The 14,876-nt window shown below is 38.2% G+C and carries 11 protein-coding genes; all 11 read right to left on the bottom strand.

What is annotated here, in order from left to right; genetic code table 11:
* Positions 1-13: 13 nt before the first annotated feature.
* On the bottom strand, positions 14-1,384 hold the full coding sequence (locus tag C3F34_RS06330) for a phosphomannomutase/phosphoglucomutase (RefSeq protein WP_016165664.1): 1,371 nt from the start codon (positions 1,382-1,384) through the stop codon (positions 14-16).
* 311 nt (positions 1,385-1,695) lie between these two features.
* Positions 1,696-3,129 carry a Tn7-like element transposition protein TnsE gene (locus C3F34_RS06325; protein WP_228155338.1) on the bottom strand — a complete coding sequence of 478 codons (1,434 nt, stop codon included), beginning with the start codon at positions 3,127-3,129 and terminating at the stop codon, positions 1,696-1,698.
* A gap of 279 nt (positions 3,130-3,408) precedes the next feature.
* Positions 3,409-4,941: a TnsD family Tn7-like transposition protein gene (locus C3F34_RS06320; RefSeq protein ID WP_016165662.1), complete on the bottom strand. Its 1,533-nt coding sequence runs from the start codon at positions 4,939-4,941 to the stop codon at positions 3,409-3,411.
* A 2-nt stretch (positions 4,942-4,943) separates the two neighbouring features.
* Positions 4,944-6,626, bottom strand: a complete 1,683-nt coding sequence (locus C3F34_RS06315; protein WP_016165661.1) for an AAA family ATPase — start codon at positions 6,624-6,626, stop codon at positions 4,944-4,946.
* A 34-nt stretch (positions 6,627-6,660) separates the two neighbouring features.
* Positions 6,661-8,811: a DDE-type integrase/transposase/recombinase gene (locus C3F34_RS06310; RefSeq protein WP_016165660.1), complete on the bottom strand. Its 2,151-nt coding sequence runs from the start codon at positions 8,809-8,811 to the stop codon at positions 6,661-6,663.
* On the bottom strand, positions 8,795-9,598 hold the full coding sequence (locus tag C3F34_RS06305; RefSeq protein WP_016165659.1) for a heteromeric transposase endonuclease subunit TnsA: 804 nt from the start codon (positions 9,596-9,598) through the stop codon (positions 8,795-8,797). The genes C3F34_RS06310 and C3F34_RS06305 overlap by 17 nt, the downstream gene beginning before the upstream one ends.
* A 154-nt stretch (positions 9,599-9,752) precedes the next feature.
* Positions 9,753-11,591: a glutamine--fructose-6-phosphate transaminase (isomerizing) gene (gene glmS / locus C3F34_RS06300; RefSeq protein ID WP_044739728.1), complete on the bottom strand. Its 1,839-nt coding sequence runs from the start codon at positions 11,589-11,591 to the stop codon at positions 9,753-9,755.
* Between the two features lie 12 nt (positions 11,592-11,603).
* Entirely contained in the window at positions 11,604-12,968 is a 1,365-nt protein-coding gene (gene glmU / locus C3F34_RS06295) for a bifunctional UDP-N-acetylglucosamine diphosphorylase/glucosamine-1-phosphate N-acetyltransferase GlmU (protein WP_104441271.1), read from the bottom strand.
* Positions 12,969-12,989: 21 nt separating this feature from the next.
* Entirely contained in the window at positions 12,990-13,538 is a 549-nt protein-coding gene (locus C3F34_RS06290; protein WP_044739726.1) for a phosphatidylglycerophosphatase A, read from the bottom strand.
* Positions 13,489-14,406 (bottom strand): thiamine-phosphate kinase, encoded by a 918-nt coding sequence (gene thiL, locus C3F34_RS06285; RefSeq protein ID WP_044739725.1) that lies wholly within the window; start codon positions 14,404-14,406, stop codon positions 13,489-13,491. Before thiL ends, C3F34_RS06290 begins: the two co-directional genes overlap by 50 nt.
* 17 nt (positions 14,407-14,423) lie before the next feature.
* Complete coding sequence (nusB, locus tag C3F34_RS06280) at positions 14,424-14,873, bottom strand: transcription antitermination factor NusB (protein WP_016165654.1); 450 nt, start codon at positions 14,871-14,873, stop codon at positions 14,424-14,426.
* Positions 14,874-14,876: the final 3 nt, after the last annotated feature.

Here is a 14,876-nt window from a genome sequence, read left to right as displayed (position 1 = left end):
AGTGCTCCCTTTTTTAACTTTGAATCAATTGTGTTAATTCATTTACATAAGCTTGCATCGGCTTTGGATTTTGATCCAAACGGCTTTCAATATTCAAGCGAAGCAAAGGTTCTGTATTGGATGCACGTACGTTAAAACGCCAAGTGCCGAAATCTAAGCTTACCCCATCGGTACGATCAATCTCAGGATTTTGATCTGCAAAATGGTCAAACAGTTTTTGAATTGTAGCTTGCGTATCTGCAACCTTAAAGTTGATTTCACCACTACATGGAAACTTGGTAATCATATCTTCAACCAAGCTAGATAAAGATTGCTGTGTTTCAGATAAAACGCTAATCGCCAGTAACCATGGAATCATGCCACTATCGCAATAAGCAAAATCACGGAAATAGTGGTGTGCACTCATTTCTCCACCATAGACTGCATTATGCTCACGCATGACATCTTTAATAAAGGCGTGACCAGATTTAGACTGTACAGTAATCCCTTGATATTGATCGACAATATCTAAGGTGTTCCAGACCAACCGTGGGTCATGTACAATTTTTTCATTGCTTTGTTTTAACAAGAAGGCTTGAGCCAATAAGCCGACAATGTAATAACCTTCAATAAATTGCCCTTTTTCATCAAAGAGGAAACAGCGGTCAAAATCGCCATCCCAAGCAATGCCCATATCCGCCTGATGTTCTAGTACTGCATGACGGGTACTATCACGATTTTCAACTAAAATCGGATTTGGAATACCATTCGGGAATGTGCCATCGGCTTCATGATGAATTTTGATAAACTCGACTGGAACTTGCAGTTGCTTGAACTTTTGCTCCAGTGCATCAATCACATGTCCTGCTGAACCATTGCCCGCATTGACCACCAGTTTGAGTGGGCGAATTTTTTCAGGGCGAATGTAGGTGAGGAGGTGATCGATGAATTCAGGCAGAATATTGTAACTTTCAACTGTACCTCTACGCTCAACTGTGGTAAATGCGCCTGATTCCGCCAGTGCTTGAATATCTTTTAAACCGGTGTCAGCACTGATTGGGCGTGCATTTTCACGCACCAGTTTCATGCCGTTATAATCCATTGGATTGTGACTGGCCGTGATTTCGATACCCCCTTGTACGTCAAGATGGAAGGCACCGAAATACACTTCTTCAGTTCCTGTCATACCCAAATCAAGAACATTGACACCAGCATCGATGAGCCCTTGGATGGTGGCTTGTTTTAGGCCTTCGCTGCTCAGACGGATATCGCAACCAATCACCACGGTTTTAGGTTGATAGATTTGCCCATAGGCACGCCCAATTTTATAGGCAATCTCTTCATTCAATTCTGAGCCGAGTTTGCCACGAATATCATAAGCTTTAAAACAGGTAAGGCTGGTCATATTTTTAACTCATATTATTTGATAAAAAAGGCTCTGTAAGATGGTAATAAAGTTTCATCTTAAATTTCTTCTAACTAATTGATTTTCATGGTTCATGATTTGCCTTATTAAAAATAAAGTATCATCTTAAACCATAGTATACTCTTAATCCTATAGAAAAATTAGTAATAAAGTATCATCCTAAATGCAATTCGAAAGCCAAAACACGGATGTCATTGAGGTACAGTTAAAAGACTAATTACCATAAAATTAAGAAATATCCAAATAACAGAACATATTTTCCTCAATAGCTCATGCTACAGAAAAATCCATTAAATAGATTTTAAAACTTCTGTAAATCGCTTTACCCAATCTTTAAACTCTTTATCAGACGTAGTTATCTCAAATTTGTTTTTTGGATGGTTAACGCCTTTGGGAATACCAATATTTTTTAATAGTTCTGCAGTAGGCCAACGCAAAGAACGTCTAATAATTTGTTCTTTAAAACTTGGAAAATTTTGATCCCACGCTTCAAAACTTTCGACCTTAACAATTAATGTTGAAAGTGGTTTGTGATTGTCACTTGTATCAATTTCTACAATGGAAAATTTTTTATCTTGAAATTCTAGCTGGACTTCCGCAATACTCCGAAAGTTGCCATCATCGGTCTTATGTAGCTTGGATCGATTGACAGCGGGAAGCTTGGAAATGGTAAATTTAATTTTTGATAGAATATTATGCTGTAATGTAAATTGCTCAATCATGGCTTTAAATGCTTCAAATCGTTTCATGAATAGCTCAAGGTCATCACTTTCATCTTGACAATTTTCAAACTCCCCTCGACCAATTTCTCCAAAAATAGTGGATTCACCTGTACCTACGTTAGGTTCCGGTAATATAGTTACATCATCGTTATTAAATTTACCCTTTTTACCAGAATGTTTAATTGCTGCTTTTTTCGTTTCAAAAGGAGATGAGAGTGATAGTGTAATTTTGGGTGAATCAATGATTGTTATTTGTTTATCACTATTGGCTTCTTTTTTATCATCAATTATAGGATCTTCATTTCGTGTGTGCTTACTACCTCTAGAAGAGCGCTCAGAGCTTACCTGAGTATTTTTTACAGTAAAATTTGGACTACAAAAAATGACAGTATGATTAATTTCACTGGGTAAGTTTGATATTGCCAGAATTTCATTTACATAATATTTGTTTGTCTTTGGACTAAAATATACTTTTAATGTGAGCTCAGCGCCTTTTAATGATGGTGGGATAAAATTAAAGTTCCAGAATTCTCGGAATTTTGTCTGCACTTTCTCACTCAAAAAATTTTTGGAGATGCTTTCAAAGGATGCTCGTGCCTCTGTATCGAGTAATATCCATGCGAGCAAGCGGCGCATCCCAATATTATCATATTGGGATGGTGGGAAGTTACAGAAGTCAAGAATATTGATCAGAGTTTGATTCTCTTCTTTTATGATATCAAATTCCCGAAAAAAACGCCTTTGATCCAATGCAGCACGAGATAGATAGGCAGTATGCAAGAATAATACTCTAGCGAGTTCTATTTGAGGTAAAACAATTTCGATGTCTGTTAGTGTTGCATGAATATCGCTAACAATATGACTAAATTGGTACTGCTTTGATTGATTAATTATAACATCCCATTTTTGCAAGTCATCTATTTTAATAGTGATAATAGACTCATTAAAAGGAGTGAATTTTTTATTCTGATTGAATCTCCGATTTCTTGCTAATAATGGCATATTAGAAAAACGAGCATGGTTAAGCAAATATCTCTGATCTTTAGTTGAATATTCATCATTTTCTAATCCAATAGTGATATTTCATTCTTCATTCTTTATATCTTTGAAAATAGAACCTAAAAAAGTAATTCTCGCATTTTCAGGAAAATTTTTAATTTTTATCATCAGGATTTTACCATTTTAAACTTTGGTGAATTGACAAAAAATGACTACATATATTAAAGCTTATTTTATTGAAATCTCAAAACTTAATTTTATAAAGCCAGCGATTTAATAAAATTAATTTTGCATAATGTTAGAGAACTCATGAACGATGTATTCTAGAAATTTTTTCGTTTCAGATGTCATTCGTTCTTCACTTAATCCAGCTTTTCGTAGAATACGCCACTGAGGAATTGGTTGTTTATTGATTTTAATATCTATAAACACTTTTGTTAGGCGCCTGATTTGATAACAGCTGATATCTTCACTATATCGTTCTAGAAAAAGTTGAATCAGAGGTAATTTATGTAAATTTTTCTCTAATGTATTTGACATTAAAGTCTGTTTTAACCACCATTTTGCGGAGCGTCTTGATCCCTCTAAATCCCAAATTAAAGCATTATTGAGCTGGATAAGTTGCCGGACATAAAAAAGATCGCGTTTTTGCCAATCAATTTTAGTCCCTTGAGGAATAAACTTCTGATGGAAATTTTGGTTCGTCTGCAATAGCCAGGTTTTATCGTTTCGATATAACCATGCATAAAGAGCTGCCTGCAGGTGACGAGCCGGTTTAACCCCATGGTCTTGTACTAAATCTAACCATTTTTTACGATTTTCAGCTCTAGTTATTTCAAAATTAGTATCCTGGTATTTTATTCGACTATTCTGTTGAGTAATTACTTTCTTGAAAGACTTAACTTGATTGAATATCTCTGCAAAAGACCAGTCAGCATTTAGAAACGCTTCGATTACAAGAATATGCTCAAGATAACTAAAGCTTTTGCGATGCTTTCTGAAAATATTATGTAGCCAGCTGCTTTCAGAAGCTAAGTCATCCAAATGATATTGACTAAGAAATTTTTGTGACCACCGTAACGATATTTTTTCTAAAATTTGATCAAAAGCAATTTGGTTTTGCCCGCGAGTACAGTTATTCCTCTTGGCTAATTCATTATAGAACATCGTCCACTGTTCATAACTTGGTGATACAAAAGGTGGTATAGATAACAATTCTATTAATTTAGAACTAATGAAAAGTTCATCACTTGTTGCTGGTATCTGATTCCATTCAATACAAAAAATATCTGAAGGTACCATGAAGTCATGTCTGTGTAATGATCTTAAATCTAGGGTTGATTCTACAAGCTTACCGTGTTGCGGGCAGCAAGCTCCCTGTATTTGCCATAATCGTACCCAGTAGAATTCGCCTTTTTGAAGTGCTTGCTCTTTCAAACATTGTGGGCAGTAACGTAGTCTATCAATAATAGGGACTCGTGAAGCATTAATTCCCAAAGAAAGATGTACCGAGCCTTGTGAAATATTGGCCATCCATTTGAAACATTGTTGTCGCCTTGCTTCAGGTACAAAAGGTGCATATATAGGAAATAATGTGTGTTTATATATTATATTTTCTAGACTTAATTGTCCCTCAGTATACTGATTAACAATCGAATTCAGATGACAGGGTAAATCAACCGTAGCAATAACCTTTCTATTTTGAAACACTGCGTCAAGTAACTGCTTTGGACTTTCAAATGCTAAACGAACTCCAGCTCGAGCCACTGTACTGTAAATCAACTCTTGTTCATAAGGCATAGGAAAATTTAGCATAACTAACTCACCTGTTTTATCCAATTAGATATATCAAAGATCAAATCAGTTTGAGTTTTTAAATGATCATAAAAGCTTTGATCATTCTCTTTTTGTGAAAATTGAAAACGTAAGTCAACCGAATCCAATGTTTGCCATTGATCATATTTAAGCAGTTTGGTTTTTGATAATTTTGGTTTGGATAATGAGGAATTTTTTGTTGAATCTACATCCTGATTTAACCAATCCATAATAATGGGTAGTAGCTCAGTCAAGTGTTTATCGGGATGCTTAACAAATACTTTTTTGACCAGTGGTACTAAAAGATTGGTGTCATAACCTAATTCAAGCAACAGATTATGCAAACGGATGGATTCTGCATGCCCCTGATATTCAGCAAGCTCATCTCCTTGATCAACAGCACTTTCTTCGATTTTAGAAAAAAGTTTTAACAATTGTCTGTCAATTTCAGGTGTAATTAAATCAGGATATTGTGCAATCCGTCGAGCATCACCTGAACGTAAAGCATCTATAATGTGATGAATGGGTTTAAAATCTTCTTGATATGTAGTTTTGAGCAATTTAACAGTGATTCGTTCTAAACCAGACTCAATTGCCCGTATTTGTGCAAGGACAAAAAGCTTAACAGTTATATCTAAAATACCTTGAGTTAGATCAAACCAACATTGCCGTAACTCATCGGACAATAGAGAATCACTTTTCCTTAACCATTGATATTTCCAAAGAGCATCTGTAAAAGTCATCCACTCTGATTTTCGTACTTTTCCATCCGGGGTTTTTATTGCAGGTTCATTTTTTATAGGTTCCCAATGAATTGAACCAAAACCTACAGCTCTACGTGATGAACGCAAATCACGTTCAAATATGTTACTGGCTTTTGGCGTTCCTACCATAATAATTGGCAAGCTATAAACATTCACTAAAGTTACAAAGAAATTTAACATTTCATCAGAATTTTTCGATCTGTTTGCTATGAGATGTTGAATTTCATCAATCACCAAAAGACCGATTGCATGAAGATGAGCAATGTGTCCCATAAGTTGCAATAGCTTTTGTTCATTATGTCGCTTTTGGGTGTATTGCTGTTCATAGTTAGTTCCTAAAGCACGATCAACGGCACTAAAGAAATTTAAATATAGTGATTTGAGTGATCCATTATATGGACAGTCAATTTTTAGATAGACCAGTTGTGTGAAATTATGTTCAGGATGGTAAATTTTTTGTTTGTAATTTTTAAGAATACGATTTAATGTGGTTGTTTTGCCACTACCAGAGAACCCAATAAAAACCAGACTTTGTGCTGTTGATATTAAATCTGTATGGCGAGAAGCATTAAAATCATTGCTTCTAATATGTTCAAAACTATTCTGTAAATGCCGATTTAAATCCCCTGTGGTAATATTTCGCCCTACATACCCTTTTCTCAGCATAATAGAAATTTTTTGTTCTAATGTTAAATGTCGTTTAATAGGGTGAAAAAAATTATTTAATAACTGCGATATAATATGAGCACGAGTATTGTTAGGAAGTTGCCGATCCGATAATCTGAATTCGACAGTACCTTTAATGGCTTGTATAGTATCATTTGCCTCAAAAATTTCGGGTAATGCCTCGATAAAAGGATTTCCCTGATAATCAGAAACAGGGCTTGCTTTATACACTGCTTGGTAATTTTTATTAGTCATAATTTTATCCTATCTTATCTAAATATCGTGACTATCAACTTTCATCGTTAGGATCATCAAGATCATCTAGCAAATCTTGATAAATACCAAAACGTAGTCTGTAATCTTCATCATTTTCTAAATCTATAAATTGCCTAGACTTAGGCATCTGAATAATATTACTTTGAGTTTCTGAAGATTGTTCTAAAACCGTCAATGCACCTTTTGACGATTTTTGGCTGTTGTTTCTCTGTTTCAATCGTTCACTATCTTTTTCAGCTTGTTTATTTTTACGAAGATCAGTCAAACGTTGTTTTTTGCTAGATGTGGAAGGTTTTTTGGCATCTGCCCGAGCAATAATTGATTCAATATGTTCTTCAAGATATGCTTGAGATTTATTGGTTTTTAGATCTTGAGCCGCTTTTATTTTCTTTTGTTCGTGTTGAACCTGCCAGACTTCCCAAAAACTACACCCTAAAAACTCTCTCGATCTTGGAGAAAGTGTAGCTTCCCAATAATTTAAACTATGCTCCTCATAAAACACATAAATCATTTCTGCATTACTTGGGTCATAAGCTACTTGAAAAAATTGTGGACGAGAAATAGTTTTTTTGCGATGCATCCAACCTTGTTCATTTATTTCAGTACAGTGATAAAACACTCCAAAAATTTTCAACCCAAGATCAGACAAGGTTGCTTTAACTTTAGGTAATAAAGCAATACGTAATGCTTTTTCTGAAACCTGTTTTAACCGACCTACACGATGTTGTATTCCCCAATTCCATAAATGAATAGGAACCAACGGCAAATCGCTAGGCATATCTATATCACGATCATAAGTTGTCAATTGATGTGACAAATTATGTGTGAGGATTGAACCAATAATGATCTGCTTAAATTCAGTTATGTTAAGTGTTGCATCTAATCGGTAGTCAGCGCCCCCACGTTTTTTTTCTTTAACCTGTTGTACTACACCCGAAGCAAAAGGCTTAAATTTTGCCTGAACAGTTCTGAAATAACGTTCAACAATTGGTTTTAAATCTCCGCGGTAAGGTGCTGTATTTTCGATACGAATAGAAAAGTTATATTCTAAAGCTTCAATCTGATGTCCTAATAATTCCCCCCGATCTGCCAAAATAGCATCAGGTAATCCAATACATGGCCAGTCATCATGTGTAATTTCATAACCATATTGTTTGCATAACTCAACTTTATCCGTCATGGCAACTTGTAAAGCTTGCATTGCGGTTACATAGGAAGCATTTTCAAAGCCAATATAGAAACCAACCACCATTCTACTAAATACATCAGCAACTAGATAAATAGTTGGCCGTCCAACAATACAGGCACGATCGGAATCTGAGACAAGATAAACATCAGCAATGGTTGCATCAATTTCATAGCGAGAACCCGGCCCTAGGACTTGGGTGTTGACAGTTGAATGGAGCCCTCTGATGTCTTTTGCATAGATAATTGGATTGGTTCGAGCAGTAAGTTGAGCTACTTTTGGGAACTCACGTTCATAAAAATATTTAAACTGCCAGATGGTCGGAATTTCGCTATCAGGTGTATCTGGAAATAATGAATGATACATCGTAGAAAATTTACGATAGGCATAACTCAAAGAATGTTTATCCTTCGTTAACATATATTTATTGATATTAATTCTGAAGAGTCGCTCGATATTCTGATCAACTAATGCACCAACACCTTCGCTATATTTTCTTGGTCTACCCAGTTTTTTATTTTTTGCAATACGTTTAACACCTTTAGCACCAGAATTGTTATAACTAGGAATAAGTGCATTTGGTGTTTGACCTCGTTGCCAGTATCGACGTGCTAATCTATAAATAGTTTGATGAGTTGTTTTATGCTGCTCAATAATTCTTTTAACAAGGCTAAAACGAACAGATGGATCATAGAAATGTTCATTAGATATGAGTAAATCTATAATGTTCATTCCCATATCACGTTTTTTTTGCTGTACAGAACCTTCTGTCACATTAATTAAGGAAATATCAGCGAAAGGATCTTTAATTATTTCTGCTTCGCCGGCTTCTATAGCTGTAATCAATTCTTCTTTTTTAATTATAGAGGGATTGGCATTGGGGTGATTTAAATCAATCCAGATAATATAAGAAGGAATAATTTTAAGAAGTCGGTAATCTTTACCTTGAAACTTATATACACTATTGATTCGAAACATGGCGAATTTCCTCCCATATTTCAAAATTGCCTAACTTGATCTCAGAGGCTTTAATCTTTTTATAGTCCTTGGTTATATCGAAAATGAAATAACGTTGTGCAAGCAGTTCTCGGAGCTCAGCTAAAGACGTACCAATCGTTAAATTATATGCTTGATCCATTTTTTTACTTAAAGTTATTAAGTCAAGTTCAGGATATTGTGTAAATATATGGATATAATCGTTTAAGCGGTCGTACATTTCAGTATTAGATTGTCTCATGGCTGGATAAAGCCATTTGATGTTATTCAAAACAACTGAAGGAATTTCTTTTTCTGTAAGGATATACCAAGGTGTATCTGTACTTTTCCAATATCTACGCTCAAGTTCTAGTTTTTCAACGATTCTTTCATCCTGTAAGCTATTTGTGTATTTAGTTCGGATGACAAAACTTGGTTGGTTTGTACTTTGACTATTTACATAAAAACTTGAAGTTATAGTTTGTAGAGCGTCTTTAACTTTAGGGTGAGAGATCTGAGCTTCTTCTGAAATTTCGAGAGTAGTGTTGAGAGGCAAGGGAAATTGCTCTCTGATATCAGTAATTAACGGATTCCAGTCTAAAAGTAGAAAAATTGCAAGTTCTAAATCAGATAATAAATGATGGGTGCGTTTTGTTGTATGGCCAAATACTCGGTGAGAACGACCTTTTGAACTAACATCTCGTACAGTGATCCATGGCTTATAATCTTTTAAATAGCCTTGGCCTCGTCCTTCTTTGATCCAGCGTTTCTGCTGATGCTCTGTAACCATAACAAATCGCCCGCTATTCTTCATTTATTTAGAATAGCGGGCGATTATTATTTAATCAATATAGGATGATACTTTATTTCTAAAGATGAAACTATATTACCTAGGATGATACTTTATTACCTAAATACAAGGCTCGAAATTCGAGCCTTTATTCTTATTCGACAGTAACACTCTTGGCCAAGTTTCGAGGCTGGTCTACATCGGTACCACGCAATACTGCGACATGATAAGACAGTAGCTGTACAGGGACGCTATACACGATTGGTGCTAAAGTCGCACTGATACTTGGTACACTCACTACGTGTTGGCGATCTTTATTGTGAATGCCACTATGTTCATCCGCAAAGACAAACAATTCACCACCACGTGCTTGAACTTCTTCCATGTTCGATTTGAGTTTATCTAGCATGTCATCTTGTGGAGCAAGAATAACCACAGGCATGTCATTATCGACCAAAGCCAACGGCCCATGTTTGAGTTCGCCCGCAGCATAACCTTCAGCATGAATATAGGAAATTTCCTTCAGTTTCAATGCACCTTCCAAGGCGATAGGGAAATGTGTGCCACGACCAAGGAATAAGCAGTGTTGTTTTTCCACAAACAATTCTGAAAGTCGCAAAATAGCTGCGTTATTTTGCAAAGTATCTAAAATAACCTTAGGTAAGTGCCATAACTCTGCTGCAATGCTTTGAATTTGATGTTCTGAAATGGTTTGTTTGATTTGACCAATTTTTAAAATCAGTAACATCAATGCGGCCAATTGCGTGGTAAAGGCTTTGGTTGATGCTACGCCAATTTCAGGGCCTGCCAAGGTCAATAAGCTGTGGTTGGTTTCACGAATCATCGATGAAGTGGCCACATTACAAATTGCCATAGTCACAATATTGATATTCTTTGATACAGCACGCTTTTGGGTATCACGCAGTGCGGCTAAGGTATCCGCAGTTTCACCCGATTGTGAAATACATAAGTAAAGCGTGTTATTCACAATGACTGGAGTGCGATAGCGGAATTCGCTGGCAATTTCAACCTGACATGGTACATCAATGAGTTGTTCAAACCAGTATTTGGCAATCATGCCGGCGTGGTAGCTGGTCCCACAAGCTAGAATTTGCACTTGTTGAATGTTTGCAAAATCCGCTTCTGCATGCTTTAAGAAATCTGCGCGTAAAGCATTACCATCTAAAGCTTGAGAAATAGTTTGTTGTAATGCTTCAGGCTGTTCGTAAATTTCTTTCAGCATGTAATGCTTAAATTCACCTTTCGATGCATTGCTGACCGTTGCATCCAGTTCTTTCACTGGGCGATTGACCAATTGCCCATTCACAAAGACTTCAATCTTGTCACGTGTTAAGCGAGCAATGTCACCTTCTTCAAGGTAAATAAAACGGTTGGTAATTGGCAATAAAGCCAACTGATCCGAGCTAATAAAGTTTTCACCAATACCCACGCCAATCACAAGTGGTGAGCCTTCACGTACTGTAATCAGTTCATCAGGATAATCTGTGTGAATAATGCCCAGTGCATAGGCACCTTTAAGCTGTGGTACTACGCTTTGTACCGCTTCTAACAGGCTAGAGGTTGATTTCAAGGCATCATGTACCAGATGCGCGACAACCTCAGTATCGGTTTGTGAGGTGAATACATAACCCAGGGCTTCAAGATCATCTTTCAGCTCTTGATAGTTCTCGATAATCCCGTTATGTACGACAGCAACATGACCCGAGACATGTGGATGAGCATTATTTTCGGTTGGTTTACCATGGGTTGCCCAACGAGTATGTGCAATCCCAAGTGAACCTGTGACCAGTGATTCATTCACGGCTTGTTCAAGATTGGCAACTTTACCGACACGACGTTCACGTAAAATATCATCATGATTCACTAGCGCTAGGCCTGCCGAATCATAGCCACGATATTCCAGTCGCTTTAAACCTTCAATTAAAATATTGGTAATACTACGTTCTGCAACGCCACCGACAATACCACACATAGGAATATCCTCTTATTTCTTCAATTTTTGTGGACGTTGATAGTTTTCTTTGACTATCTGCTTTGAACGTTCAAAGGCCAAGTTATGATCTTCAACATCACGGGTAATTACCGAACCTGCCCCGACAGTGGCACCATGACCAATGCGTAAAGGGGCGACCAGTGAGCTGTTCGAGCCAATAAAGGCCGCGTCACCAATAATGGTTTTGAATTTGTTGGCACCGTCATAGTTGCAGGTAATGGTTCCTGCACCAATATTTGAATTTTCACCAATTTCGGCATCGCCTAAATAAGTAAAATGATTGGCTTTAGAACCCAGACCGATGCTTGAGTTTTTCACTTCAACAAAATTCCCAATATGGACTTCATTGGCGAGTTTTGCACCTGGACGTAAACGTGCAAAAGGGCCAATCTGGGTATCTTCACCGACAATGGCTTGATCGAAAATGCTATACGGCTGCACTTTGGTACCTGCAGCAATTTTGGTGTTTTTGATGACGCAACCTGCGCCAATTTCGACACCATCACCCAGTTCGCAATCGCCTTCAATGATCACGTTAATATCAATACGTACATCTTGGCCAACTTTAAGCTTGCCACGTAAATCAAAACGACTCGGGTCAAGCAAATGCACGCCTTGTTGCATCAATTGTTTAGCTTGGAAGTTTTGAAATTGACGTTCTAATGCTGCAAGTTGAATACGGTCATTCACACCTTCGACTTCAAAGTTCATCTCAGGTTCAACTGAAGCGACCTCAAGACCATCGGCCAGTGCCATCGCCACGATGTCAGTTAGGTAGTATTCGCCCTGAGCATTGTTGTTGGTGAGCTGTGGTAGCCATTGATGTAACTTGGCATTACTCACGCAATAGATGCCTGTATTGATTTCACGAATCTGACGTTGCTGTTCGTTGGCATCTTTATGCTCAACGATCGCTTGAATTTTCCCATTTTCACGCACAATGCGACCATAGCCTGTGGCATCCTCAAGGGTTAAGGTCACGAGACCAATCCCTGTTCCACGTGAAGCATCAAGTAGTTTTTGTAATGTTGCGGGGGTAATACAGGGTACATCACCAGACAAAATCAGTGAGATGCCATCTTGAGGTAGTACAGGTAAAGTCATCTGAACAGCATGGCCAGTACCCAGTTGTTCTGCTTGTTCGACCCATTGTATTTGTTCATGGTTAAAGTGCTGTTGCACTTGTTCACCACCATGTCCATAAATGGTGATGATGTGCTCAGCATGGAGTTGCTTTGCTGTATCAATCACATGTCCAAGTAAGGGGCGTCCTGCTAAGGGTTGTAACACTTTGGGGAGTTGGGAACGCATTCGGGTTCCCTTACCTGCAGCAAGAATAATCACAGAAGTTGTCATAACACACCTTACAAGCTGGCGCTAAGCCAGAGAAATATTGAGGTATATAAAAATACAGAGCGCTGCCCAAAGCCCCGCAATAATGTCATCGAGCATAATGCCAAATCCGCCGTGGACTTGGCGGTCAATGACGCGAATGGGCCATGGCTTCCATACATCAAACAGGCGAAACAGCAAAAAACCAATCAATGCAGAGAAGACACTCATTTGTCCGAAATAAATCAACGGTAACAAGGTAATGGATTGGCCTGCAAACTCATCCCAGACAATGCGTCCATCGTCATGTACACCCATCACTTTGGCGGTTTGACCGCAAATATAGATGCCAATCAGTGACATGAAGATGATGGCGTATATGGAGTTGATAAAGCCTAAATTCAACCACAATGGAATAAAAAGCAGGGCAAAAGCTGAACCAAATGTGCCTGGTGCTTTGGGTAATAAACCAGAGCCAAAACCGACACCGCAAAATACAATACAGCGGTTCGACCAAGACATATGGTTAAACTGAATTGGAGGTTTATGCAAAGTGTTGATACCCTTGAAATTGAAGCGGATGATCTTTGCCATCTTTTTCAAATGTAAGCCCAGTAGATGTTGTAATAGTTCCAATCACCGTAATTTTTACATCTAATTGTTGTTGCAAAAGTTGTTGGTAATTTTGCGGGCTTATTGTAAAGCATAACTCGTAGTCATCACCACCTGCGAGTGCGTATTGCCATTGTTGTACTTGTGTTAAATGTTGCAGACTGACATCGATAGGGAGCTGTTCCAATTGTAGTCGAGCACCGACCTGTGATGCCTTAAGAATATGTCCAAGATCCTGTGCCAGTCCATCCGACACATCAATCATGGCAGAAGCTAAGCCTTTCAACTGCTGTCCAAGCTGGCAACGTGGTGTTGGGTAATCTAAACGGTGCTTTAAGGTATGATTTGGATGTTGAAGACCAAAGGCCGCATCACCGACCTGACCGCTGACGCAAACGTAATCACCGACTTGAGCACCTGAGCGTTTTACCGCTTGCCCCGTATCTACCCAACCGAGGGCGGTGACGGAAATGGTGAGGTGAGGGCTTTGGGTCGTATCACCACCAATTAAACTCACGCCAAATTGATCGCAACAATCGTAAAGTCCCCGACTAAATTCTTTCAGCCAGTCATGATCAATTTGGGGTAGGCTCAATGCCAATAAGATACTCTGCGGTTTGGCGCCCATCGCTGCAATATCGGAAAGATTCACGGCAACAGATTTCCAGCCAATGGCATGGGGAGGAGTATCGAGAGGAAAATGTCGTCCTGCAATCAAGGTGTCTGTGCAGATCACCAATTGTTGCTGCGGAGGCGGGGTAAGTACGGCTGAGTCATCTCCGACCCCTAAGTCGACTGAAGTATGCTTCTGTCGATTAAAATAGGTTTCAATGATAGAAAACTCAGCCATATTACTTACTACACGTCTTATTGTGCTTGTTGCTTTTCTGCTGCACGAAGGCTGTTGGCTAAACGGTCTAATACACCATTGATGTATTTATGACTGTCAGCACCACCAAAGTGTTTGGCAAGTTCAATCGCTTCATCTAAAACCACGCGATACGGGATTTCAAGATGTTCTTTCAATTCGTAAGCGCCTAAACGTAATGTTGCAAGTTCAACACCGTCTAGTGCTTCGATTTGGCGATCTAGCACAGGAATAAGAAGCGCATCCAAAGCTTCATGATTGGCAACCACTTGAGTCAGCAATTCATGATAATAGCTTAGGTCCACTTTATGCATGGCATTTTCAACACGCGTACGTGCTTCAATTTCATGCACTGGGTTGCGGCTCATTTGCCATTCATAAATGCCTTGTACAGCAAAACGACGTGCTTTACGTTTTGCAGCATAAGCGGCTTGAAGTGTTTGCGACATGCT

This window comes from Acinetobacter sp. ACNIH2 (assembly GCF_002934965.1).
In the GTDB taxonomy this organism is placed as follows: Bacteria; Pseudomonadota; Gammaproteobacteria; order Pseudomonadales; family Moraxellaceae; genus Acinetobacter; species Acinetobacter tandoii.
The sequence above is the reverse complement of the archived record's forward strand: the minus strand, read 5'-3'. Positions and strand labels throughout refer to the sequence as shown.